The sequence below is a fragment of the Streptomyces sp. 130 genome, assembly GCF_007096885.1.
GTDB lineage: Bacteria > Actinomycetota > Actinomycetes > Streptomycetales > Streptomycetaceae > Streptomyces.
In genome coordinates, this window is record NZ_VJNO01000011.1 from 13,389 (window position 1) to 33,445 (window position 20,057).

Annotated in this window: 13 protein-coding genes; 3 read left to right on the forward strand and 10 right to left on the reverse strand. The window is 72.4% G+C overall.

All coding sequences use genetic code 11. The features are described from left to right. Positions 1-15: 15 nt before the first annotated feature. The 3 genes from FKN01_RS33105 to FKN01_RS12195 form a co-directional block, all read right to left on the reverse strand. Positions 16-147 (reverse strand): hypothetical protein, encoded by a 132-nt coding sequence (locus tag FKN01_RS33105; RefSeq protein WP_260696858.1) that lies wholly within the window; start codon positions 145-147, stop codon positions 16-18. A gap of 374 nt (positions 148-521) precedes the next feature. Next, positions 522-2,153: an L-glutamate gamma-semialdehyde dehydrogenase gene (gene pruA, locus FKN01_RS12190; protein WP_143619525.1), complete on the reverse strand. Its 1,632-nt coding sequence runs from the start codon at positions 2,151-2,153 to the stop codon at positions 522-524. 48 nt (positions 2,154-2,201) lie between these two features. After that, positions 2,202-3,128, reverse strand: coding sequence for a proline dehydrogenase family protein (locus tag FKN01_RS12195; protein WP_143619527.1), 927 nt, complete (start codon positions 3,126-3,128; stop codon positions 2,202-2,204). 188 nt (positions 3,129-3,316) lie between these two features. On the opposite strand from FKN01_RS12195, the gene FKN01_RS12200 reads away from it, so the two are divergent. Beyond that, positions 3,317-4,462, forward strand: a complete 1,146-nt coding sequence (locus FKN01_RS12200; protein WP_143619529.1) for a CdaR family transcriptional regulator — start codon at positions 3,317-3,319, stop codon at positions 4,460-4,462. Positions 4,463-4,653: 191 nt separating this feature from the next. On the opposite strand, the gene serA is transcribed toward FKN01_RS12200, so the two are convergent. The 6 genes from serA to FKN01_RS12230 form a co-directional block, all read right to left on the reverse strand. Continuing rightward, positions 4,654-6,246: a phosphoglycerate dehydrogenase gene (gene serA, locus FKN01_RS12205; RefSeq protein ID WP_143619531.1), complete on the reverse strand. Its 1,593-nt coding sequence runs from the start codon at positions 6,244-6,246 to the stop codon at positions 4,654-4,656. 215 nt (positions 6,247-6,461) lie between these two features. Next, entirely contained in the window at positions 6,462-7,463 is a 1,002-nt protein-coding gene (gene ilvC / locus FKN01_RS12210) for a ketol-acid reductoisomerase (protein ID WP_143619533.1), read from the reverse strand. A 107-nt stretch (positions 7,464-7,570) separates the two neighbouring features. After that, positions 7,571-8,098: an acetolactate synthase small subunit gene (gene ilvN / locus FKN01_RS12215; protein ID WP_018553223.1), complete on the reverse strand. Its 528-nt coding sequence runs from the start codon at positions 8,096-8,098 to the stop codon at positions 7,571-7,573. Positions 8,099-8,121: 23 nt separating this feature from the next. Next, a complete protein-coding gene (locus FKN01_RS12220; protein WP_143619535.1) occupies positions 8,122-9,978 on the reverse strand; it encodes an acetolactate synthase large subunit in 1,857 nt (618 codons plus the stop codon). Between the two features lie 212 nt (positions 9,979-10,190). Beyond that, complete coding sequence (locus FKN01_RS12225) at positions 10,191-13,028, reverse strand: bifunctional diguanylate cyclase/phosphodiesterase (protein WP_185992823.1); 2,838 nt, start codon at positions 13,026-13,028, stop codon at positions 10,191-10,193. Between the two features lie 293 nt (positions 13,029-13,321). After that, a complete protein-coding gene (locus FKN01_RS12230; protein ID WP_143619539.1) occupies positions 13,322-14,284 on the reverse strand; it encodes a 2-hydroxyacid dehydrogenase in 963 nt (320 codons plus the stop codon). A gap of 73 nt (positions 14,285-14,357) precedes the next feature. Between FKN01_RS12230 and FKN01_RS12235 the strand changes: the two genes are divergently transcribed. Both FKN01_RS12235 and FKN01_RS12240 read left to right on the forward strand, forming a co-directional pair. Further along, a complete protein-coding gene (locus FKN01_RS12235) occupies positions 14,358-15,350 on the forward strand; it encodes an aldo/keto reductase (RefSeq protein ID WP_143619541.1) in 993 nt (330 codons plus the stop codon). Positions 15,351-15,683: 333 nt separating this feature from the next. Further along, a complete protein-coding gene (locus FKN01_RS12240) occupies positions 15,684-16,865 on the forward strand; it encodes a sorbosone dehydrogenase family protein (protein ID WP_143619543.1) in 1,182 nt (393 codons plus the stop codon). Here FKN01_RS12240 and FKN01_RS12245 read toward each other — a convergent pair. Further along, positions 16,858-19,998, reverse strand: coding sequence for a helix-turn-helix transcriptional regulator (locus FKN01_RS12245; protein WP_260696859.1), 3,141 nt, complete (start codon positions 19,996-19,998; stop codon positions 16,858-16,860). The two genes, FKN01_RS12240 and FKN01_RS12245, sit on opposite strands and share 8 nt — an antisense overlap. Between the last annotated feature and the right edge of the window lie 59 nt (positions 19,999-20,057).

Sequence of the window (20,057 nt, forward strand, 5' to 3'; positions counted from 1 at the left end):
CGGCGCGCTTCCCGGTCAGTGGCCGGTGGAGCCGCCGTTGTCGCGGCGGTCGAGGGCGCGCTGGAGGGCGGCGGCGGCAGCCTGCCGCTCCGACTCGGTCGGGCGGTGGGCGTGACGGACACGGCGGCGGGTGATGGTCTCGGCCATGGTGGATCGACTCCTTGAGATCGCGCGGATTTCGAGATCGAACAGCGTGGGGTGATGTCGAGATCAGTGATTTCGAGGCGCCGGAAGGGGCGGGGAACGGGCGCCGCAGGGGTTGCCTGCGCGGAGGCGTGCGCTCTCGACCGCCAGTCGCTTGATCTAGCGAGACGTTCGGCTTCTACAAATTTAGAGCAGCCCGGCCGGTCTGTCTCCACAATTACTCGGGCTTCCTACTATCTGAGACGGCCCCCTGCGCGGGGGCCGCCGCGCAGGGGGCCGCGGCGGACCGGGCGCATGGAAACCGCCCCCCGTCCGGCAGGGGAACCGGACGGGGGGCGGGAATCGGGGCGGGGCGCCGCGGGGCGCCCCGGAGGGCGTCAGCCCTGGTGGGGGTAGGTGTACTCGGTCGGCGGGACCAGGGTCTCCTTGATGGCCCGGGTGAGGGTCCAGCGCTGGAGGTTCTGGGGGGCGCCTGCCTTGTCGTTCGTACCCGAGGCACGGCCGCCGCCGAAGGGCTGCTGGCCGACGACGGCACCGGTCGACTTGTCGTTGATGTAGAAGTTGCCCGCGGCGTACCGCAGCTTCTCCATCGTGTACGCGGCCGCCGCGCGGTCGTTCGCGATGACGGAACCGGTCAGGGCATAGTCGGAGACCGACTCCATCTGATCCAGCATCGCGTCGTACTGGTCGTCCTCGTACACGTACACGGCGAGGATCGGGCCGAAGTACTCGGTCGTGAAGACCTCGTTCGAAGGGTCGGTGCACTCGATGACGGTCGGGCGGACGAAGTAGCCCACCGAGTCGTCGTAGGTGCCGCCCGCGACGATCGTGCACGCCGGGTCGGCGGCGGCGCGGTCGATCGCGGCCTTGTTCTTCGCGAAGGAGCGGTCGTCGATGACGGCGCCCATGAAGTGCGACAGGTCGGTGACGTCGCCCATGGTGATGGAGTCGACCTCGGCCGCGAACTCCTCCTTGAAGCCCGAGTTCCAGATGGAGGCCGGGATGTAGGCGCGTGAGGTCGCCGAGCACTTCTGGCCCTGGTACTCGAAGGCGCCGCGGGTCAGCGCGGTCTTCAGGACCGCCCGGTCGGCCGACGGGTGGGCGACGACGAAGTCCTTGCCGCCGGTCTCGCCGACGAGCCGCGGGTAGGTGCGGTAGTTGGCGATGTTGTTGCCGACGGTCTTCCACAGGTGCTGGAAGGTCGGGGTGGAGCCGGTGAAGTGGATGCCGGCCAGGTCGCGGTGGTTCAGGGCCACCTCGGAGACGGCGATGCCGTCGCCGGTCACCAGGTTGATGACGCCCTTGGGCAGACCGGCCTCCTCCAGGAGCTGCATCAGCAGCACGGCGGCGTGGGTCTGCGTCGGGGACGGCTTCCACACGACGACGTTGCCCATGAGGGCGGGCGCGGTCGGCAGGTTGGCGGCGATGGCCGAGAAGTTGAACGGCGTGATCGCGTAGACGAAGCCCTCCAGCGGGCGGTGGTCCATGCGGTTCCACACGCCCGGGGAGTTGGCCGGGGGCTGCTCGGCGAGGATCTGGCGCGCGTAGTGCACGTTGAAGCGCCAGAAGTCGACCAGCTCGCAGGGGCAGTCGATCTCGGCCTGCTGGGCGGTCTTGCCCTGGCCGAGCATGGTGGAGGCGGCCAGCGTCTCGCGCCACGGGCCGGACAGCAGCTCGGCGGCGCGCAGGATGATCGCGGCGCGGTCGTCGAAGGACATCGCGCGCCAGGCCGGCGCGGCGGCCAGGGCGGCGTCGATCGCGTCCTGGGCGTCCTGCTCGGTGGCGCCGGCGAAGGTGCCGATGACGGCCTTGTGGTTGTGGGGCTGCACGACGTCGACGCGCTCGCCGCCACCCATCCGCTTCTCGCCGCCGATGGTCATCGGCAGGTCGATGGGGTTCTCGCTGAGCTCCTTGAGCTTGGCCTCCAGGCGGGCGCGCTCCGGGGAGCCCGGGGCGTAGGAGTGGACCGGCTCGTTGACCGGCGCGGGGACCTGGGTCACAGCGTCCATGGGTTCCGATGCTCCTTCAGTCAGTCGTTGGGAGGGTGGAGGGGGTGCTCAGCCCTTGGTGAGGATGGAGCGGCCGAAGAACAGCAGGTTGGCCGGCTTCTCGGCGAGGCGGCGCATGAAGTACCCGTACCAGTCGGTGCCGTACGCGGTGTAGACGCGCATGCGGTGGCCCTCGGCGGCGAGCCGGATGTGCTCGTCGCTGCGGATGCCGTACAGCATCTGGAACTCGTACTCGTCCAGCTTGCGGCCGGCCTTGCGGCCCAGCTCCTGGGCGATGGCGATCAGGCGGGGGTCGTGGGACCCGATCATCGGGTAGCCCTCGCCCTGCATCAGGGTCTTCAGGATGCGGACGTACGCCTTGTCGATCTCGGCCTTGTCCTGGTACGCGACGGAGGCGGGCTCCTTGTAGGCGCCCTTCACGATGCGCACCCGGCTGCCGGCGGCGGCGAGGCGGCGGGCGTCCTCCTCGGTGCGGAAGAGGTACGCCTGGATGACGCAGCCGGTCTGCGGGAAGTCCTTCCGCAGCTCCTCGTGGATGGCGAACATCGAGTCGAGGGTGGTGTGGTCCTCGGCGTCCAGGGTGACCGTGGTGCCGATCGCGGCGGCGGCCTCCACGACCGGGCGCACGTTGGCGAGGGCGAGCTCGTGGCCGCCGTCCAGGGACTGGCCGAACATGGAGAGCTTGACGGACATCTCCGCCCGGGTGCCAAGGCCGAGGTCCTTGAGGCGCTCGATGAGCTCCAGATAGGCGTCGCGCGCGGCGGCGGCCTGCTCGGGCGTGGTGATGTCCTCGCCGACGACGTCGAGGGTGACCTCCAGGCCCTTGTCGGCGGCGTCCTCGATGACCGGGACGACCTGGTCGACGGTCTCACCGGCGATGAAGCGGTCGACGACCTGCTTGGTGCCGGGCGCGGCCGAGATGAACCGGCGCATCTTGTCGCTTCGCGACGCGGCGAGAATCACGGGACCCAGCACGGGGCACCTCCACGGAAAGTACGAACGAAGCCACACCGCCGTATATGCCCCGTAACGAACATAAGCGGTACAGCACGGAGAACCACCGTGAAATCTAAGGATCGCGCCGCATCCCTGCCATCGACAGCTGCCACACATCCGTGCGCCGGATCTCAGACATATGTCTGAAGGGGTGCGAGAATGGCCGGGTGAAGGGCGATTACCAGGAGCTGGTGGACGAGATCTCCGCGTTGCTCGGCGTCCCCGCGACGCTGGAGAACCGGGACTTCGGCCTGGTCGCCTTCGGGGCCCACGACAGCGACGACACCACGGCGATGGACCCGGTCCGCACCCGGTCGATCCTCACCCGCCGCTCCACCCCGGCGGTCCGCGCCTGGTTCGAGAACTTCGGCATCACCCGCGCCACCGGCCCCCTGCGCATCCCCGCCGCCCCCGAGGCCGGCGTCTACCGCGACCGCATCTGCCTGCCGGTACGCCATCGGGGGGTCGTCCTCGGTTACGTATGGCTGCTGGACGCCGAACCGGGGCCGACCGACCGCCAGCTCGACGCGGCGATGGACGTCGCCGCCCGGATCGGCGCGCTGCTGGCCGACGAGGAGCGGGCGGGCACCGACCTGTCCCGGGAGTTCGGCGCGGTGCTGGCCGCCGGGCGCGGCTGGCAGCGGGACATGGCGGTGGCCGCGCTCGCCGACGCGCTGGGGCCCGACGCGGACGGGCTGCACACCGTGGTGTGCGTGGCCCCGTGGCCGGACGGCTCGCCCGCCGTGCGCACCATTCCCTCCGCCGCGGCGCTGACCGGGGCGGAGGTGCCGGGCCGGTCCGGCGCGCCGGGCCTGGCCGCGCTGATCCGGCTGCGGTCGCCGGAGGTCCTGGACCCCGCGCTCGGCGCCGCCGACCGGCTGCGCGGCACCGCCGGGGAGACGGCCACCGCCGGGATCGCGGTCCCCCGCCGGGGCCTCACGGAGCTGGCGGACGCCTGGCAGGAGGCGGCGGCGGCGGCCCGGGCGGCGGCGGCCGAGACCCGCTACGGCCCGGTCGCCGACTGGCCGGCCATCGGCCCGTACCGCACGCTGACCGCGCTCGCCCCGGACGCCCCGCCCGACCCGGCCGTGCGCCCCCTGCTGGCGCCGGCCCAGCGGGACCTGGCCCGCACCGCGGAGGTGTTCCTGGACCGCGCGGGCCAGGCCTCCCGGACCGCCGCCGAGCTGGGCATCCACCGCCAGACGCTGTACTACCGCCTCTCCCGCGTCCAGCAGCTCACCGGCCTCGACCTGAACGACGGCGAGGACCGCCTGCTGCTCCACATGGCCCTGAAGGCGGCCCGGCTGCGGTGACGGCGCCGGGCCTTCTCCAGCAGGCATGGCTCGGCGCCTTCGAGCAGCAGCCCCTTGGAGAAGGGGCCCCTTCGAGCAGACCCTCACGGTGGCCCGGGACAGCGGCGTACCCGGCACACAGACGCTTGCGCGAGACGCGCGTCCGCATGCCGGGTACGGGTGGGACTCACGCGGCCGGTGAGCCCGGGAGGTCAGTCGGTGAGGTTCACCGAGCGGGCCGAGGCGGCGCCGATCTCCGAGGAGATCTCGGTCAGCACGGCCGCCGGGACGTCGTCGTCCACGGTGAGGACGACCAGCGCCTCGCCGCCCACGTCGGCGCGGGAGACCTGCATGCCCGCGATGTTGAGCCCGGCCTCGCCGAGAATCCGGCCGACCGTGCCGACGACGCCGGGACGGTCCTCGTAGCGGAGGACGATCATGTGGTCGGCGAGCGCCAGGTCCACGTCGTGCTCACCGATGGCGACGATCTTCTGGAGGTGCTTGGGGCCGGCCAGCGTGCCGGAGACGGCGACCTCCTGGCCGTCGGCCAGGGTGCCCCGGACGGTGACCACGTTGCGGTGCTCGGCCGACTCGGAGCTGGTGGTGAGGCGCACCTCGACACCGCGCTCCTGGGCGAACAGCGGGGCGTTCACATACGACACCGTCTCGTCCACGACGTCCTCGAACACGCCCTTGAGCGCGGAGAGTTCGAGCACCTTGACGTCGTGCTGGGTGATCTCGCCGTAGACCTCGACATCGAGGCGGGCGGCGACCTCGCCGGCCAGCGCGGTGAAGATCCGGCCCAGCTTCTCGGCGAGCGGCAGGCCGGGGCGCACGTCCTCGGCGATGACGCCGCCCTGGACGTTGACCGCGTCCGGGACGAGCTCGCCGGCGAGCGCGAGGCGCACGGACTTGGCGACCGCGATGCCCGCCTTCTCCTGGGCCTCGTCGGTGGAGGCGCCGAGGTGCGGGGTGCAGACGACCTGGTCGAACTGGAAGAGCGGGGAGTCCGTGCAGGGCTCCTTCGCGTACACGTCGAGACCGGCGCCGGCGACGCGGCCCTCCTTGAGCGCGGAGGCCAGCGCCTCCTCGTCCACGATGCCGCCGCGCGCGGCGTTGACGATGCGCACGGTGGGCTTCACCTTGTGCAGCGCCTCGTCGCCGATCAGGCCCAGCGTCTCCGGGGTCTTCGGGAGGTGCACGGTGATGAAGTCGGAGACCTCGAGGAGCTCGTCCAGCGAGAGGAGCTTGACGCCCATCTGCGCGGCGCGCGCGGGCTGCACATAGGGGTCGTAGGCGACGATCTTCATGCCGAAGGCGGACATGCGCTGGGCGACCAGGACGCCGATGCGGCCGAGGCCGACGACGCCGAGGGTCTTCTCGCTCAGCTCGACGCCGGTGTACTTCGAGCGCTTCCACTCGCCGTTCTTCAGCGCGGTGTTGGCCTGCGGGATGTGGCGCGCGGTGGCCACGAGCAGACCGCAGGCCAGCTCGGCGGCGGTGACGATGTTGGAGGTCGGGGCGTTCACGACCATGACGCCGGCCTTGGTGGCGGCGGAGACGTCGACGTTGTCCAGACCGACGCCCGCGCGGGCGACGACCTTCAGCTTGTGCGCGGCGGCGATGGCCTCGGCGTCGACCTTGGTGGCGGAGCGCACCAGGATGGCGTCGACATCGGCGATGGCGGGGATGAGCTCGGCGCGGTCCGCGCCGTTGCAGTGCCGGATCTCGAAGTCCGGGCCCAGGGCGTCCACCGTGGCGGGCGACAGCTCTTCAGCGATGAGTACGACAGGTTTCGAGCTCACGTGAGTCCTCACAGATCCAGTGCGGACGGCCGTCCCGACGGCCGCAGGCGTGGAGGGGCTTGCCGCGTGGAAGACGCACGACACTGTGGGCCTGACGCGTGTATGTGGAGCAGTGTAGTCATGCGTGGGACCCCGGTCAGCGCCCCTTCGGAAGGATCACCCGCACGAGTGCGTGGGTGCCGGGGGCGGGCCTGACCCGCCCCCGGCGCCGGGTGTTACGCGTCCTCGTCGTTGACCCAGCTCATGAGCTTGCGCAGCTCACGGCCGGTGGTCTCCAGCAGGTGGTCGCCGTCGGCCTTCTTGTACTCGTTGTACTTGGGCAGACCGTTGTGGTACTCGGCCATCCAGTTCTTGGCGAAGGTGCCGTCCTGGATCTCGGCGAGGACCTTCTTCATCTCGGCCTTGGTGGCGTCCGTGATGATGCGCGGGCCGGTGACGTAGTCGCCCCACTCGGCGGTCTCCGAGATGGACCAGCGCATCTTCTCCAGGCCGCCCTCGTACATGAGGTCCACGATGAGCTTCAGCTCGTGCAGGCACTCGAAGTAGGCGATCTCCGGCTGGTAACCGGCCTCGGTCAGGGTCTCGAAGCCGGCCTTGACCAGGGCGGCGGTGCCACCGCAGAGGACGGCCTGCTCGCCGAAGAGGTCGGTCTCGGTCTCCTCGGTGAAGGTCGTCTTGATGACGCCGGCGCGGGTGCCGCCGATGCCCTTCGCGTACGACAGGGCGAGCGCCAGGCCGTTGCCCGAGGCGTCCTGCTCGACGGCCACGATGCACGGGACGCCGCGGCCCTCCTCGTACTGACGGCGGACCAGGTGGCCCGGGCCCTTGGGGGCGACCATGCAGACGTCGACGTCGGCCGGCGGCTTGATGAAGTCGAAGCGGATGTTCAGGCCGTGGCCGAAGAACAGCGCGTCGCCCTTCTTCAGGTTGTCCTTGATGGACTCCTCGTAGACCTGGGCCTGGATCGGGTCCGGGACGAGGATCATGATGACGTCGGCCTCGGCGGCGGCCTCGGACGGGGTCACCACGCGCAGGCCCTGCTCCTCGGCCTTGGCCTTGGACTTGGAGCCCTCGTGCAGACCGACACGGACGTCGACACCCGAGTCACGCAGCGACAGCGCGTGGGCGTGGCCCTGGCTGCCGTAGCCGATGACCGCGACCTTGCGGCCCTGGATGATGGACAGGTCGGCATCGTCGTCGTAGAACAGCTCGGCCACTGGGTCTTCTCCTTGGTGTGCAGGTTTTGCGTCCCACCGTACGGCGGGGTGCGTCGATGAAGGTTTCGGGTCTCGCCATGCGAGCGCGGCGGCGGGGCCCGCGGCTGTCACGCCGTGCGGTCGAGGGCGCGCAGGGACCGGTCGGTGATCGAGCGCGCGCCGCGCCCTATGGCGATGGTGCCGGACTGGACGAGCTCCTTGATGCCGTACTGCTCCAGCATCTTGAGCATCGCCTCCAGCTTGTCGGCGCCGCCGGTCGCCTCGATCGTGACGGCCTCGGGCGAGACGTCGACGGTCTTGGCGCGGAACAGCTGGACGATCTCGACGATCTGGGAGCGGGTCTCGTTGTCGGCGCGGACCTTCACCAGGACGAGCTCGCGCTGGATCGCAGCGGACGGCTCGAGTTCGACGATCTTGAGGACGTTGACCAGCTTGTTGAGCTGCTTGGTGACCTGCTCCAGGGGCAGGTCCTCGACATTCACGACGATGGTGATGCGGGAGATGTCGGGGTGTTCGGTGGTGCCGACCGCGAGCGAGTCGATGTTGAAGCCGCGGCGGGAGAACAGGGCGGTGATCCGGGCGAGGACACCGGGCTTGTTCTCGACCAGGACGGAGAGCGTGTGCTTGGTGGACATGGCAGTCGGTCTCTCTCTGTCTCTCAGTCGTCTTCGTTGTCGCCGAAGTCGGGGCGGACGCCCCGGGCGGCCATGACCTCGTCGTTGGAGGTGCCGGCGGCGACCATCGGCCACACCATGGCGTCCTCGTGGACGATGAAGTCGATGACGACCGGACGGTCGTTGATCGCGTTCGCCTCGGCGATGACCTTGTCCAGGTCGGCCGGGTCCTCGCAGCGGATCGCGTGGCAGCCCATGGCCTCGGAGAGCTTCACGAAGTCGGGCACCCGGGTGCCCTTCGCCTCGTTGCCCTCCGTGTCGGCGCCGGAGTGCAGCACGGTGTTGGAGTACCGCTGGTTGTAGAACAGGGTCTGCCACTGGCGGACCATGCCGAGCGCGCCGTTGTTGATGATCGCGACCTTGACCGGGATGTTGTTCAGGGCGCAGGTGGTGAGCTCCTGATTGGTCATCTGGAAGCAGCCGTCGCCGTCGATCGCCCAGACCGTGCGGTCGGGCATGCCGGCCTTGGCGCCCATCGCGGCGGGGACCGCGTAGCCCATGGTCCCGGCGCCGCCGGAGTTGAGCCAGGTGGCGGGCTGCTCGTACTGGATGAAGTGCGAGGCCCACATCTGGTGCTGGCCGACGCCCGCGGCGAAGATCGTGTCCGGCGGGGCGAGCTCGCCGATGCGCTGGATGACCTGCTGCGGCGAGAGGCTGCCGTCCTCGGGGAGGTCGTAGCCGAGCGGGTAGGTCTCGCGCCAGCGGTCGAGGTCCTTCCACCAGGCGCTGTAATCGCCGGTGTTGCCCTCGGTGTGCTCGGCCTGGACGGCCTGGACGAGGTCGGCGATGACCTCGCGGGCGTCGCCCACGATCGGGACGTCGGCGGCGCGGTTCTTGCCGATCTCCGCCGGGTCGATGTCCGCGTGGACGACCTTGGCGTACGGGGCGAAGCTGTCGAGCTTGCCGGTGACGCGGTCGTCGAAGCGGGCGCCGAGGGCGACGATCAGATCGGCCTTCTGCAGCGCGGTGACGGCGGTGACCGAACCGTGCATGCCGGGCATTCCCACGTGCAGCGGGTGGCTGTCGGGGAAGGAGCCGAGCGCCATCAGGGTGGTGGTGACGGGCGCTCCGGTCAGCTCGGCCAGCACCTTGAGTTCGGCGGTGGCCCCGGACTTCATGACGCCGCCGCCCACGTAGAGCACCGGGCGCCTGGCCTGGGTGATGAGCTTGGCGGCCTCGCGGATCTGCTTGGCGTGCGGCTTGGTCACCGGGCGGTAGCCGGGCAGGTCCATGACCGGCGGCCAGCTGAAGGTGGTCTTCGCCTGGAGCGCGTCCTTGGCGATGTCGACGAGGACCGGGCCCGGGCGGCCGGAGGCGGCGATGTGGAAGGCCTCGGCGATGGTGTGCGGGATGTCCTCGGCCTTGGTGACCAGGAAGTTGTGCTTGGTGACCGGCATCGTGATGCCGCAGATGTCCGCCTCCTGGAAGGCGTCCGTGCCGATGGCGGCGGAGGCCACCTGGCCGGTGATCGCGACGATCGGCACCGAGTCCAGGTACGCGTCGGCGATCGGGGTGACCAGGTTGGTGGCGCCGGGGCCCGAGGTGGCCATGCAGATACCGACCTTGCCGGTGGCCTGCGCGTAGCCGGTGGCCGCGTGGCCGGCGCCCTGCTCGTGGCGGACCAGGACGTGACGGACGCGCTGGGAGTCCATCATCGGGTCGTACGCCGGAAGGATCGCGCCGCCCGGAATGCCGAATACCGTGTCGGCCCCCACCTCCTCGAGGGAGCGGATGAGGGACTGCGCACCCGTGAGGTGCTCAACGGTGGCGGAGGGCGATCCGCCGCTACGGGCCCGCGGCTGGGGATGGTGGGCCCCGGTGGCCTGCTCGGTCATCGGCATTCTCTTCTCGAAGCTGAGGTTTGCGAGTGTTTTACGACGTTTTGCCTGGTCCGGTGCAACAAAAAACCCCTCGTGCCGTGAGGCAAGCGAGGGGAGCGCGTCGGTGTGGTCCGCAGAGTGTCATGGTGGACCCTGCTTCAGCCGACGCGCTTTCCAAGTACGAGAATTCGGGTGCGCATGGCATTGACCCTCTCTCCGACGCACGCGAAGTGTCAAGTGGGTGGGACGGGTGTCTCACCATGTGAGCGGATGAAGGTGGGGGCCGCGCCGCCCGTCAGGACCGGCTGCGCGGGCGCCCCGCCGGGCACCGGGAACGTCCCGCGGACCAGGGCGCGGCGCAGCCGGTACTCGTCCAGCGGCCCCGAGAACGCGGCGCCCTGGCCGTGCGTACAGCCCATCGCGCGCAGGGCGAGGACCTGCTCCGGGACGTCCACGCCGTCGGCCACGGACTGCATGCCGAGGTCGCACGCGATCCGGAGCAGCCCGCTGGTGATCTTGTGCAGCCGGGCCGACTCCACGACGCCCTCCACCAGGCCCCGGTCCAGCTTGAGCACGTCGATGGGGAGGCGGCGCAGGGCGTTGATCGCGGCGTAGCCGCTGCCGAAGCCGTCCAGCGCGATGCGGACGCCCAGGCGGCGCAGGGCGGCCAGGCGCTGCTCCAGGTCCTCGAAGGGGACCCGGGGGTCACTGTCCGAGACCTCGATCACGAGCGCCCCGGGGGGCAGCCCGTGCCGCGTGAGCAGCGCCTCGACGGAGCCGGACGGGAAGCCCCGGTCGAGGAGCCGGCGGGCCGGGAGGCGGACGGACACCGCGGTCCGGTGGCCCGCCGCGGCCCGGTCGGCGGCCTGCTCGACGGCCTCTTCGAGGAGCCAGCGGCCCAGCTCCGCGGTGCGGTCGCCGTCCTCGGAGATCCGCAGGAACTCGGCGGGCGTGAACAGGATGCCCTGGGCGGAGCGCCAGCGGGCCTGGGCGGCGACGGCGGCGATCCGGCCGGTGGCGAGGTGCACCACGGGCTGGTGGAGGAGCGCGAACTCGCCGTCGCGCAGGGCGCCGCGCAGCCGGGTCGCCAGCTCGGAGCGGCGGACCACGTCGGCCTGCATCTGCGGGGCGTACAGCTCGACGCGGTTCTTGCCGCCGGCCTTGGCGCGGTACATGGCGAGGTCGGCGTTGCGCATGAGGTCGGTGGGGGTGATGCCGGGCTCGGCGAAGGCGACGCCGATGGAGGCGGTGACCCGGACCTCGCCGTCGCCGACGCGGTAGGGGTCGGAGAGCGTGAGGCGGAGCCGGTCGGCGATCTCGTGGACCTGGCACTCGCGGGCGTCCTGCTCCCGGCCGGCGTCGCCGACGATGAGCGCGGCGAACTCGTCGCCCCCGAGGCGGGCTGCGGTGTCCCCGGAGCGGACGGACTCGTGGAGGCGGCGGGCGGCCTGGACGAGGAGTTCGTCGCCCGCCTGGTGGCCGAGCCGGTCGTTGGCCGCCTTGAAGCCGTCCAGGTCGATGAAGAGGACCGCGGTGCCCGCGTCCCCGGCGCGGCGGCCGGACAGCGCCTGGCGGACCCGGGCGGTGAACAGCGCCCGGTTGGGCAGGTCGGTGAGCGGGTCGTGCTCGGCGTTGTGCTGCAACTGGGCCTGGAGGCGTACGCGTTCGGTGACGTCCCGGCTGTTGAGGAGCAGGCCGCCCTGGTGGCGGTTGACGGTGGACTCGACGTTGAGCCAGTCGCCGGAGCCGGACCGGATGCGGCACTCGATGCGCGTGGCGGGCTCCTCGCCGGGCGGGGCTGCGAGGAAGCGGCGGACCTCGTGGACGACGCGGCCGAGGTCGTCGGGGTGGATGATCGAGGACAGCTCGGCGCCGACCAGCTCGTCCGCGTCGCGCCCGTAGACCCCGGCGGCGGCGGGGCTGACGTAGCGCAGGACGCCGCTGGGGGCGGCGATCATGATGACGTCGCTGGAGCCCTGCACCAGGGAGCGGAAGTGGTTCTCCTTCTGGGCCAGTTCCTGGGTGAGGGCGATGTTGTCGAGGAGCATGATGCCCTGGCGGACGACGAGCGCGAGGACCACCGTGCACCCGGTGAGGACGACGACGCGGTCCACCCGGCGGCCCTCGATGACGTTGTACAGGATGCCCAGGGTGCAGACCGCCGCGGCGAGGTACGGCGTCAGCGCGGCCAGGGAGCCGGCGATGGGGCGGCTGGTGGTGGGCGTGGCGGCCGGGTCCTCGTCCTCGTCCCGGACGGCGGTGTCCGCGTCGCGCGCGGCGCCCCAGGGGGCGTACGCGAGGAGCAGCGAGCCGGCGAACCAGCCGGCGTCGAGCAACTGGCCGGAGTGGTAGGACTGGCGCAGCAGCGGCGAGGTGAACAGGGCGTCGCAGAGCACGGTCAGGGCGAGCGCGGCGATGGCGGTGTTCACCGCGGCGCGGTTGACGCTGGACCGCCGGAAGTGCAGGGCGAGGACCATCGAGACGAGCACGATGTCGAGCAGCGGGTAGGCCAGCGAGAGCGCGGCACGGGCCACGCTGTCGCCCTCGATGTCCGCGACGTGCGCGGTGTGGGCGAGGGCCAGGCTCCAGGACAGGGTGAGCAGCGAGCCGCCGATCAGCCACGAGTCGAGGGCCAGGCAGACCCAGCCGGCCCGGGTGACGGGCCGCTTGGCGAGGACGAGGAGTCCGACGATCGCGGGCGGTGCGAAGCAGAGGAAGAAGACGTCGGCGAGGGACGGGCTCGGGACCCGGACCTCGCGCACGCACTCGTACCAGCCCCAGACGGCGTTGCCGCCCGAGGCCATCAGCGAGGAGAGCGCGAACAGCAGCCAGGCCGGGCGGAATCGCGGGTCGGCGACGCGGGCGAAGAGGAGGCAGGAGACGGCGGCGGCGAGGGCGGCGGCACTGAGGCCGAAGTCCCCCATGAACAGGGCGACCCGGGTCGAGCCCCAGCCGGTGGCCGCGCCCGCCGCGTAACCGCCGCAGACGAGGCCGAGGACGAGCTGCGGGAGCAGCGCGGAGGTGCGGCCCGTCCCGGACCGCCGGGCGAGGAACGCTCCGCGGGTGCTCACCGGGGCGCTCACCGCGGCTCTCCCGAGGTCCCCGGCCGGCTGCGGCGCCGGCTCACCGGGCCCTCCGCGCGCCGTCTCCGGCCCTGCCGTGTCGGATCGTTCGCCCATCGGCCGTCCATCGCCCGTCGCCCCCTCGCGTGTGGCTGGCTCCCCGGCGCCGTTCCTGCCACGGCGCGACACCCCTTTCGGGACGATACACCAGACTCGTCACTCAGGGACATAGTTCCTCTACTCTCCGTGACGACCTGCGGTGTTGTGGCCACGGAGGGAAGCCGGACGTGCTCGCTGGGTGGTCAGCCGGTGGTGCGTACGACGTTGTCCAGCGGCTCTCCTGCGGCGAACCGCGTGAGCTGTCCGGCGATCAGCCGCTTGGCGCGCGGCAGGAACGCGGAGGTGCTGCCGCCCACGTGCGGGGTGATGAGGACGTTCGGAGCATGCCAGAGGGGATGGCCGGAAGGCAGCGGTTCCGGGTCGGTGACGTCGAGAGCGGCACGCAGCCGGCCGGACTCGAGTTCGGCCAACAGGGCTTTGGTGTCGACCACTTGGCCCCGGGCGACGTTGACCAGGAGCGCCCCGTCGCGCATCGCGGCGAGGAACTCGGCACCGGCCAGCCCCTGCGTGGAGGCGTTCAACGGGGTGGAGAGGACGACCACATCGGCCTCGGGCAGCAGGGCCGGCAGATCGTCGAGCGTGTGTACGGGGCCGCGTGCGGTTGTCCGTGCGGAGCGCGCGACGCGTGCGACCCGCGCGCACTCGAACGGCGCGAGCCGGTCCTCGATGGCCGCGCCGATCGACCCGTACCCCACGATCAGCACGGACTTGTCGGCGAGGGCCGGGTAGAAGCCGGACCGCCACTCCTCGTCGTCCTGGCCGCGCACGAAGCCGGGGAACCCGCGCAGCGAGGCCAGGATCAGCGCGAGGGTCAGCTCGGCGGTGGACGCCTCGTGGACGCCCTTGGCGTTGCACACCCGTACGCCGGCGTGGAGTCCGGCGAGGCCGGGCTCGACGTGGTCGGTGCCCGCCGAGAGGGTCTGCACGACCTGGACGCGGCTCATCGCGCCGAGCGGCCGGACCGCGACCTCCATGCCCTTCATGTAGGGGACGACGTAGTAGGCGCAGTCGGCGGGGTCGGCCGGGTAGTCCTCCCCGCCGTCCCAGAAGTGGTAGGTCAGGCCCTCGGGAAGGCCCTCGATCCCGTCGGCCGGGAGGGGCAGCCAGACCTCGGGGGCGGGGGCGGGGTGCGTGGTGGAAGTCATGGCCAGGAGGCTATGCGAAGCCCTCCGGGAGGCAGAGGTTAGGTTGTTGGGCGGTGCGAGAGGGGTACGGGAGTTGGAGCGCAGGAGTCTCGGTGCGGCGGCGCTCGCCGTGGGTGCGGTCGGTCTCGGCTGCATGCCGATGAGCTGGGCGTACAGCGCCTCGCAGCAGCGGGGCGACCGTGCGCTGCGGGCGGTGCACGCGGCCCTGGACGCGGGCGTCGGTCTGCTCGACACCGCGGACATGTACGGCCCCTTCACCAATGAGCTGCTGGTGGGGCGGGCGCTGAAGGGCCGTCGGGCCGAGGCTTTCGTGTCCACCAAGTGCGGGCTCCTGGTGGGCGACCAGCACATCGTGGCCAACGGCCGGCCCGGTTACGTACGCCGGGCCTGCGACGCCTCGCTGCGGCGGCTCCAGACCGATGTGATCGACCTCTACCAGCTCCACCGCGCCGACCCGGAGGTGCCCGTCGAGGAGACGTGGGGCGCGATGGCGGAGCTGGTGAGCGCGGGCAAGGTACGGGCGCTGGGCCTGTGCGCGGTCGGTGCGCGGGCGTCGCGGCGGACGGGCTCCCGGACGCACGACGGAACGATCCGGCAGCTGGAGCGGGTGCAGCAGGTGTTCCCGGTCAGCGCGGTGCAGGCGGAGCTCTCGGTGTGGTCGCCGCAGGCGCTGGAGTCGCTGCTGCCGTGGTGCGCGGCCCGGGGGGTGGGCTTTCTGGCCGCGATGCCGCTGGGCAACGGCTTCCTCACGGGGACGCTGACTCCGGGGCAGGGGTTCGAGCCGGACGATCTGCGGGCCCGGCACCCCCGGTTCACGGCCGAGATGATGGCGGCGAACCAGCCGCTGGTGGTGGGGCTGCGCCGGGTCGCCGAGCGGCACGGGGCGACGCCCGCGCAGGTGGCCCTGGCCTGGGTGCTGCGCCAGGGGCCCCAGGTGGTGCCGGTGCCCGGCACGAAGCGGGCGGAGTGGGCGGTGGAGAACGCGGGGGCGGCCGGGCTGACCCTGACGGAACGCGACCTGGCGGAGATCGACCGGCTGCCGCCGCCGCGCGAGTCCTGGGACTAGGGGTTCCCTCCCGTCATCACCGGTGGATCGGCGCGCGGCGTCGGATGCCGTGCGTCGCGAGGCGGAGGGGCGCCCGCTCACCGGACGTATGCGGGCGTTTCGACAACGCGGCGAGGTGCCGTGGCCGTCGTCGGGCGCCCGCCGGGGGTGGCGGGACACCCCTCGGGGCGTGTCGCGCGGTCCCGAAAGCGCCACGGTCCGGGCCGGCTCGGTGTAAGAACGGGGGACAGGCGGCCGTTGAAGGGATCAGGTGCGGTGTTGGGATCAGTGCAGGGCCCCGGGGGGCGTCGGGCGGGGCACGGCGGGGGCGGCCCGGGGGCACGGCGGGGTGCGGTGGCCGTGCTGGCGGCCGGAGCCCTGCTGATGGCCGCCGGGTGCAGCTCCCAGGAGGGCATGGAGAGTTCGGCGGGCCGGGGCGCGAGTCCGCCGGCCCACTCCCCCACCGCGTCGGCCGCCGGGTCCCCGTCGCCGTCCGTCTCGCGCCCCCCGGCCGGCCGGCCCCCGGCCAAGGGCTCGGCCGAGGTGGTGTCGACGCTCACCGAGGGGCTGGACTCCCCGTGGGGACTGGCCGCGCTCCCCGGCGGCGACCTCCTGGTGGGCTCCCGGGACAAGGGCACGATCACCCGGATCGACGCGGAGACCGGCGAGAAGAAGCTGCTGGGCACGGTCCCGGGGGTCGCCCCGGCCGGTGAGGGCGGACTGCTCGGCCTCGCCGTGTCGCCCGACTTCGCCACGGACCACCAGGTGTACGCGTACTTCACCACCGCCTCGGACAACCGCATCGCCCGGATGATCTACGACGAGAACGGCTCGCCCGGCCGGCTGCTCGGCGCGCCGGACACCATCCTGCGCGGCATCCCCAAGGGCCAGATCCACAACGGCGGCCGGATCGCCTTCGGCCCCGACCGGGCGCTGTACGCGGGCACGGGTGAGACGGGCGACGACGGACGCGCCCAGGACAAGGAGTCGCTGGCGGGCAAGATCCTGCGGATGACGCCCGACGGCGAGCCGCTGCACGGCAACCCGGAGGGCGACTCCGTGGTGTATTCGTACGGGCACCGCAACGTGCAGGGCCTCGCCTGGGACGCGGAGAAGCGGCTGTGGGCCTCCGAGTTCGGCCAGGACACCTGGGACGAGCTGAACCTGATCGAGCCGGGCGGCAACTACGGCTGGCCGGACGTCGAGGGCACCGCGCACGAGGAGGGCTTCCGCGACCCGGTCGCCCAGTGGAAGACCTCCGAGGCGTCGCCGAGCGGCATCGCGTACGTCAAGGGCTCCATCTGGATGGCCGGGCTGCGGGGCGAACGGCTGTGGCGCATCCCGCTCTCCCGCGAGGGCGGGGCCGCGCAGGAGCCCCTGGCCGGTCCGCAGGCGTTCCTGGAGGGCGACCACGGCCGGCTGCGCACGGTGCTCGCGGCGGGCGGCGACAAGCTGTGGCTGGTGACGAGCGAGACGGACGGCCGGGGCACTCCGAAGCCGGGCGACGACAGGATTCTGCTGGTGCGGGTCACGTAGGGCCGGTCCGCTGCTCCGGCACCGGGTAGAGCCGCAGCCGGTGGGCCAGGGCGGCGGCCTCGCCGCGGCCCGTCACGCCCAGCTTGGCCAGGATGTTGGAGACGTGGACGCTCGCGGTCTTGGGCGAGATGTACAGCTCCTCGGCGATCCGGCGGTTGGTGAGGCCCGCCGCCACCAGCCGGTGCACGTCCTGCTCGCGCGGGGTCAGCCCGAAGGACTCCACCGCGGCAGCGGCGGCGCGCAGCTGCTCCTCGGAGGGGTCCCGGACGGGCCCGGACCCGTCCGGGACGACGGCCGCGGCCGGTGTCTCCCCGGCCTCGCCGCCCGCGCCGGCCAGGTCGAGGCGGGCACGGCCGGCCAGCAGCTCGATGGTCTCGGCGAGCGGGCGGGCCCGGAGCCGGACGGCGGTGGTGTGCGCGTCGCGCAGCAGGTTGGTGGCGGCGGCCCGGTCGTGGGAGGCGACGAGGAGGGCCTCCGCCCAGCGGTGGTGGATCTGCGCCAGCTCGTACGGGCGGTGCAGCGGGGTGAACGCCCGGGCGGCGCCCTGCCAGTGGTCCGGGGTGTCGACGCCCTCGGCCCTGGCCAGCTCCGCCTCGACCAGGAGGGCGTAGGCGGACCAGACCGGGACGAGGACCGGCAGCCGCTTGAGGTGGCCCCGGACCAGGTCGAGGACGGCGGGGCGGCCCGGTTCGGTGGCGGGCAGGCCCCGGGCGTCGGCCTCGGCCGCCGCGACGGCGTGCAGCAGCGGGAAGGCGTAGCGCTGGGTGCCGGTGGGGAAGCCCTCGGCGGCCTGCGCCTCGAAGGCGGCGCGCGCCTCGGGCAGCCGGCCCTGCGCCGCGGCGATCTGGATGGTGTGGCGCACGGGGTTGATGAAGTGCTGGGGCTGGGGGTCGCTGGAGCCGAAGCAGCGCCGGGTCACCGCGAGTTGCCTCTCGGCCTCGGCGAGATCGCCCCGGGCGAGGGCGAGTTCGGTGCGGCGTGAGGCGACCAGGCCCTGGGACTTGCGGGACAGCGATTTGCGGGCGGCGGCCTCCGTGGTGGCCTCGGCCTCGTCCCAGCGGCCCAGCGAGAACAGCGACATCGCCTGGTTGGTACGGACCCACGCCTCCATGTCCGCGACGCCGTGCTCGTGGCAGACGCGGATGCCGTGGTCGGCGGCGGTCACCGCTTCCCGGGAGCGGCCCATCGCCTCCAGGGTGGAGGGGAGGTTGATGCTCGCCCGGCCCATGATGTCGATGAGGCCCAGCTCGTCGGCCCGGTCGCGCACGGCGTACATCTCGGCGATGCCCTCGTCCACGGCGCCCGCGTCCGCGTTGAGCCAGCCGCGGGTGAGCCGGGCGTGCAGCTCGATGTACTCGTCGCCGACGAGCTGGGCGTACTCGACGGCCCGTTCGGCGGCGGCCAGGGTCTCGGCGCCGGGGCGGTGCAGGGCGCCCCAGCCGGCCACCAGCATCAGCACGAACGCGTGCACCTTCGACGGGGGCAGGCCCCGGACCAGCCGCTCGGCGGTGGCCAGCTCCTCCCAGCCGTCGCCGCGCGTGAGGTCCTGGACGAGGCGGGAGCGCTGGACCCAGAACCAGGCGGTGCGCAGCGCGTCGTCCTCGCCCTCCAGGCTGCGCAGGGCCTTCTTGCAGAGGGTGAAGGCCCGTTCGCGTTCCCCGCCGAGGCGGGCGGCGACGGTGGCCTCGGCCAGCAGGTCGAGGTAGGTCAGCGGGGACGAGGCGTCCCGCCCGCAGGTCGGGTAGACCTCGGCGTAGTCGATGGGGCGCAGGGTGAGGCGGACGTCCTCGGGGGCGTCGTCCCACAGTTCGAGGGCGCGTTCCAGGAGGCGCAGCTGCTCGGCGTAGGCGTTGCGGTGGCGGGCCCGGACCGATGCCTTCAGCACGGCGGGCAGCGCCTTGGCGGGGTCGTGCGCGCCGTACCAGTAGCTGGCCAGGCGGGTCGCGCGTTCGTCGTCGCAGACGAGGGCGGGGTCGGCCTCCAGAGCCTGTGCGTACCGCCGGTTGAGGCGGGAGCGCTCGCCGGGGAGCAGGTCGTCGCTGACGGCCTCGCGGACCAGGGAGTGGCGGAAGCGGTAGCCGTCGCCGTCCGGGGTGGTCAGGAGCAGGTTGGCGCCGACGGCGGTGCGCAGCGCCGCGATGAGGTCGTCCTCGCTGAGTCCGGCGACGGCGGCGAGCAGTTCGTACTCGACGGCGGAGCCGCCCTCGGCGACGATCCTGGCGACCTTCTGGGCGTCGGCGGACAGGGTCTCGACGCGGACGAGGAGGAGGTCGCGCAGCGATTCGGGCAGGCCGTCGCCGTCCCCGTCGCCGCACTCCAGGATGCAGGCCAGCTCCTCCACGAAGAAGGCGTTGCCGTCGGAGCGCTCGAATATCTCGTCCACCAGGGCGGGTTCGGGGGTCTGCGCGAGGATGCCGGCGAGCTGGCGGCGGACCTCGGACCGGGTGAACCGGGCCAGTTCGATGCGGCGGACGGTGCGGAGCCGGTCGATCTCCGCGAGGAGGGGGCGCAGGGGGTGGCGGCGGTGGATGTCGTCGGCGCGGTAGGTGCCGACGACGACGAGGCGTCCACTGCGCAGGGTGCGGAAGAGGTAGGCGAGGAGGTGGCGGGTCGAGGAGTCCGCCCAGTGCAGGTCCTCCAGGACGAGGACGACGGCCCGGTCGGCGGAGAGGCGTTCCAGGAGCCGGACGGTCAGTTCGAAGAGGCGGGCGGTGCCGAGTTCGTCGGAGCCGTCGCGGCCGGTCTCACCCAGCTCGGGGAGCAGCCGGGCCAGTTCGCCCTCCTGGCCGGCGCAGGCGGCGGCCATCTCGTCGGGCAGGGCGCGGCGCAGGGCGCGCAGGGCGGTGGAGAAGGGGGCGTACGGCAGTCCCTCGGCGCCGATCTCGACGCAGCCGCCGACGGCGACGACCGCGTCGCGGCGGGCGGCGACGGCGATGAACTCCTCGACGAGGCGGGTCTTGCCGACTCCGGCCTCGCCGCCGATGAGCAGGGCCTGCGGTGCGCCGCAGAACCCTCCGGCGGCGCCGGAGGGTTCTTTGGTGGCGCGGGTGAGCGCGCCGGTGAGCGAGTTGAGTTCGCCGGTGCGGCCGACGAACACGGGGCTGACTGACCTGGTCTCCACGTGGGCGAGCATCGCACACTGGTCCGACAGTGCGGACGGAACGAGCCGTGCGGCGAGCGGCCCCCGGTCCA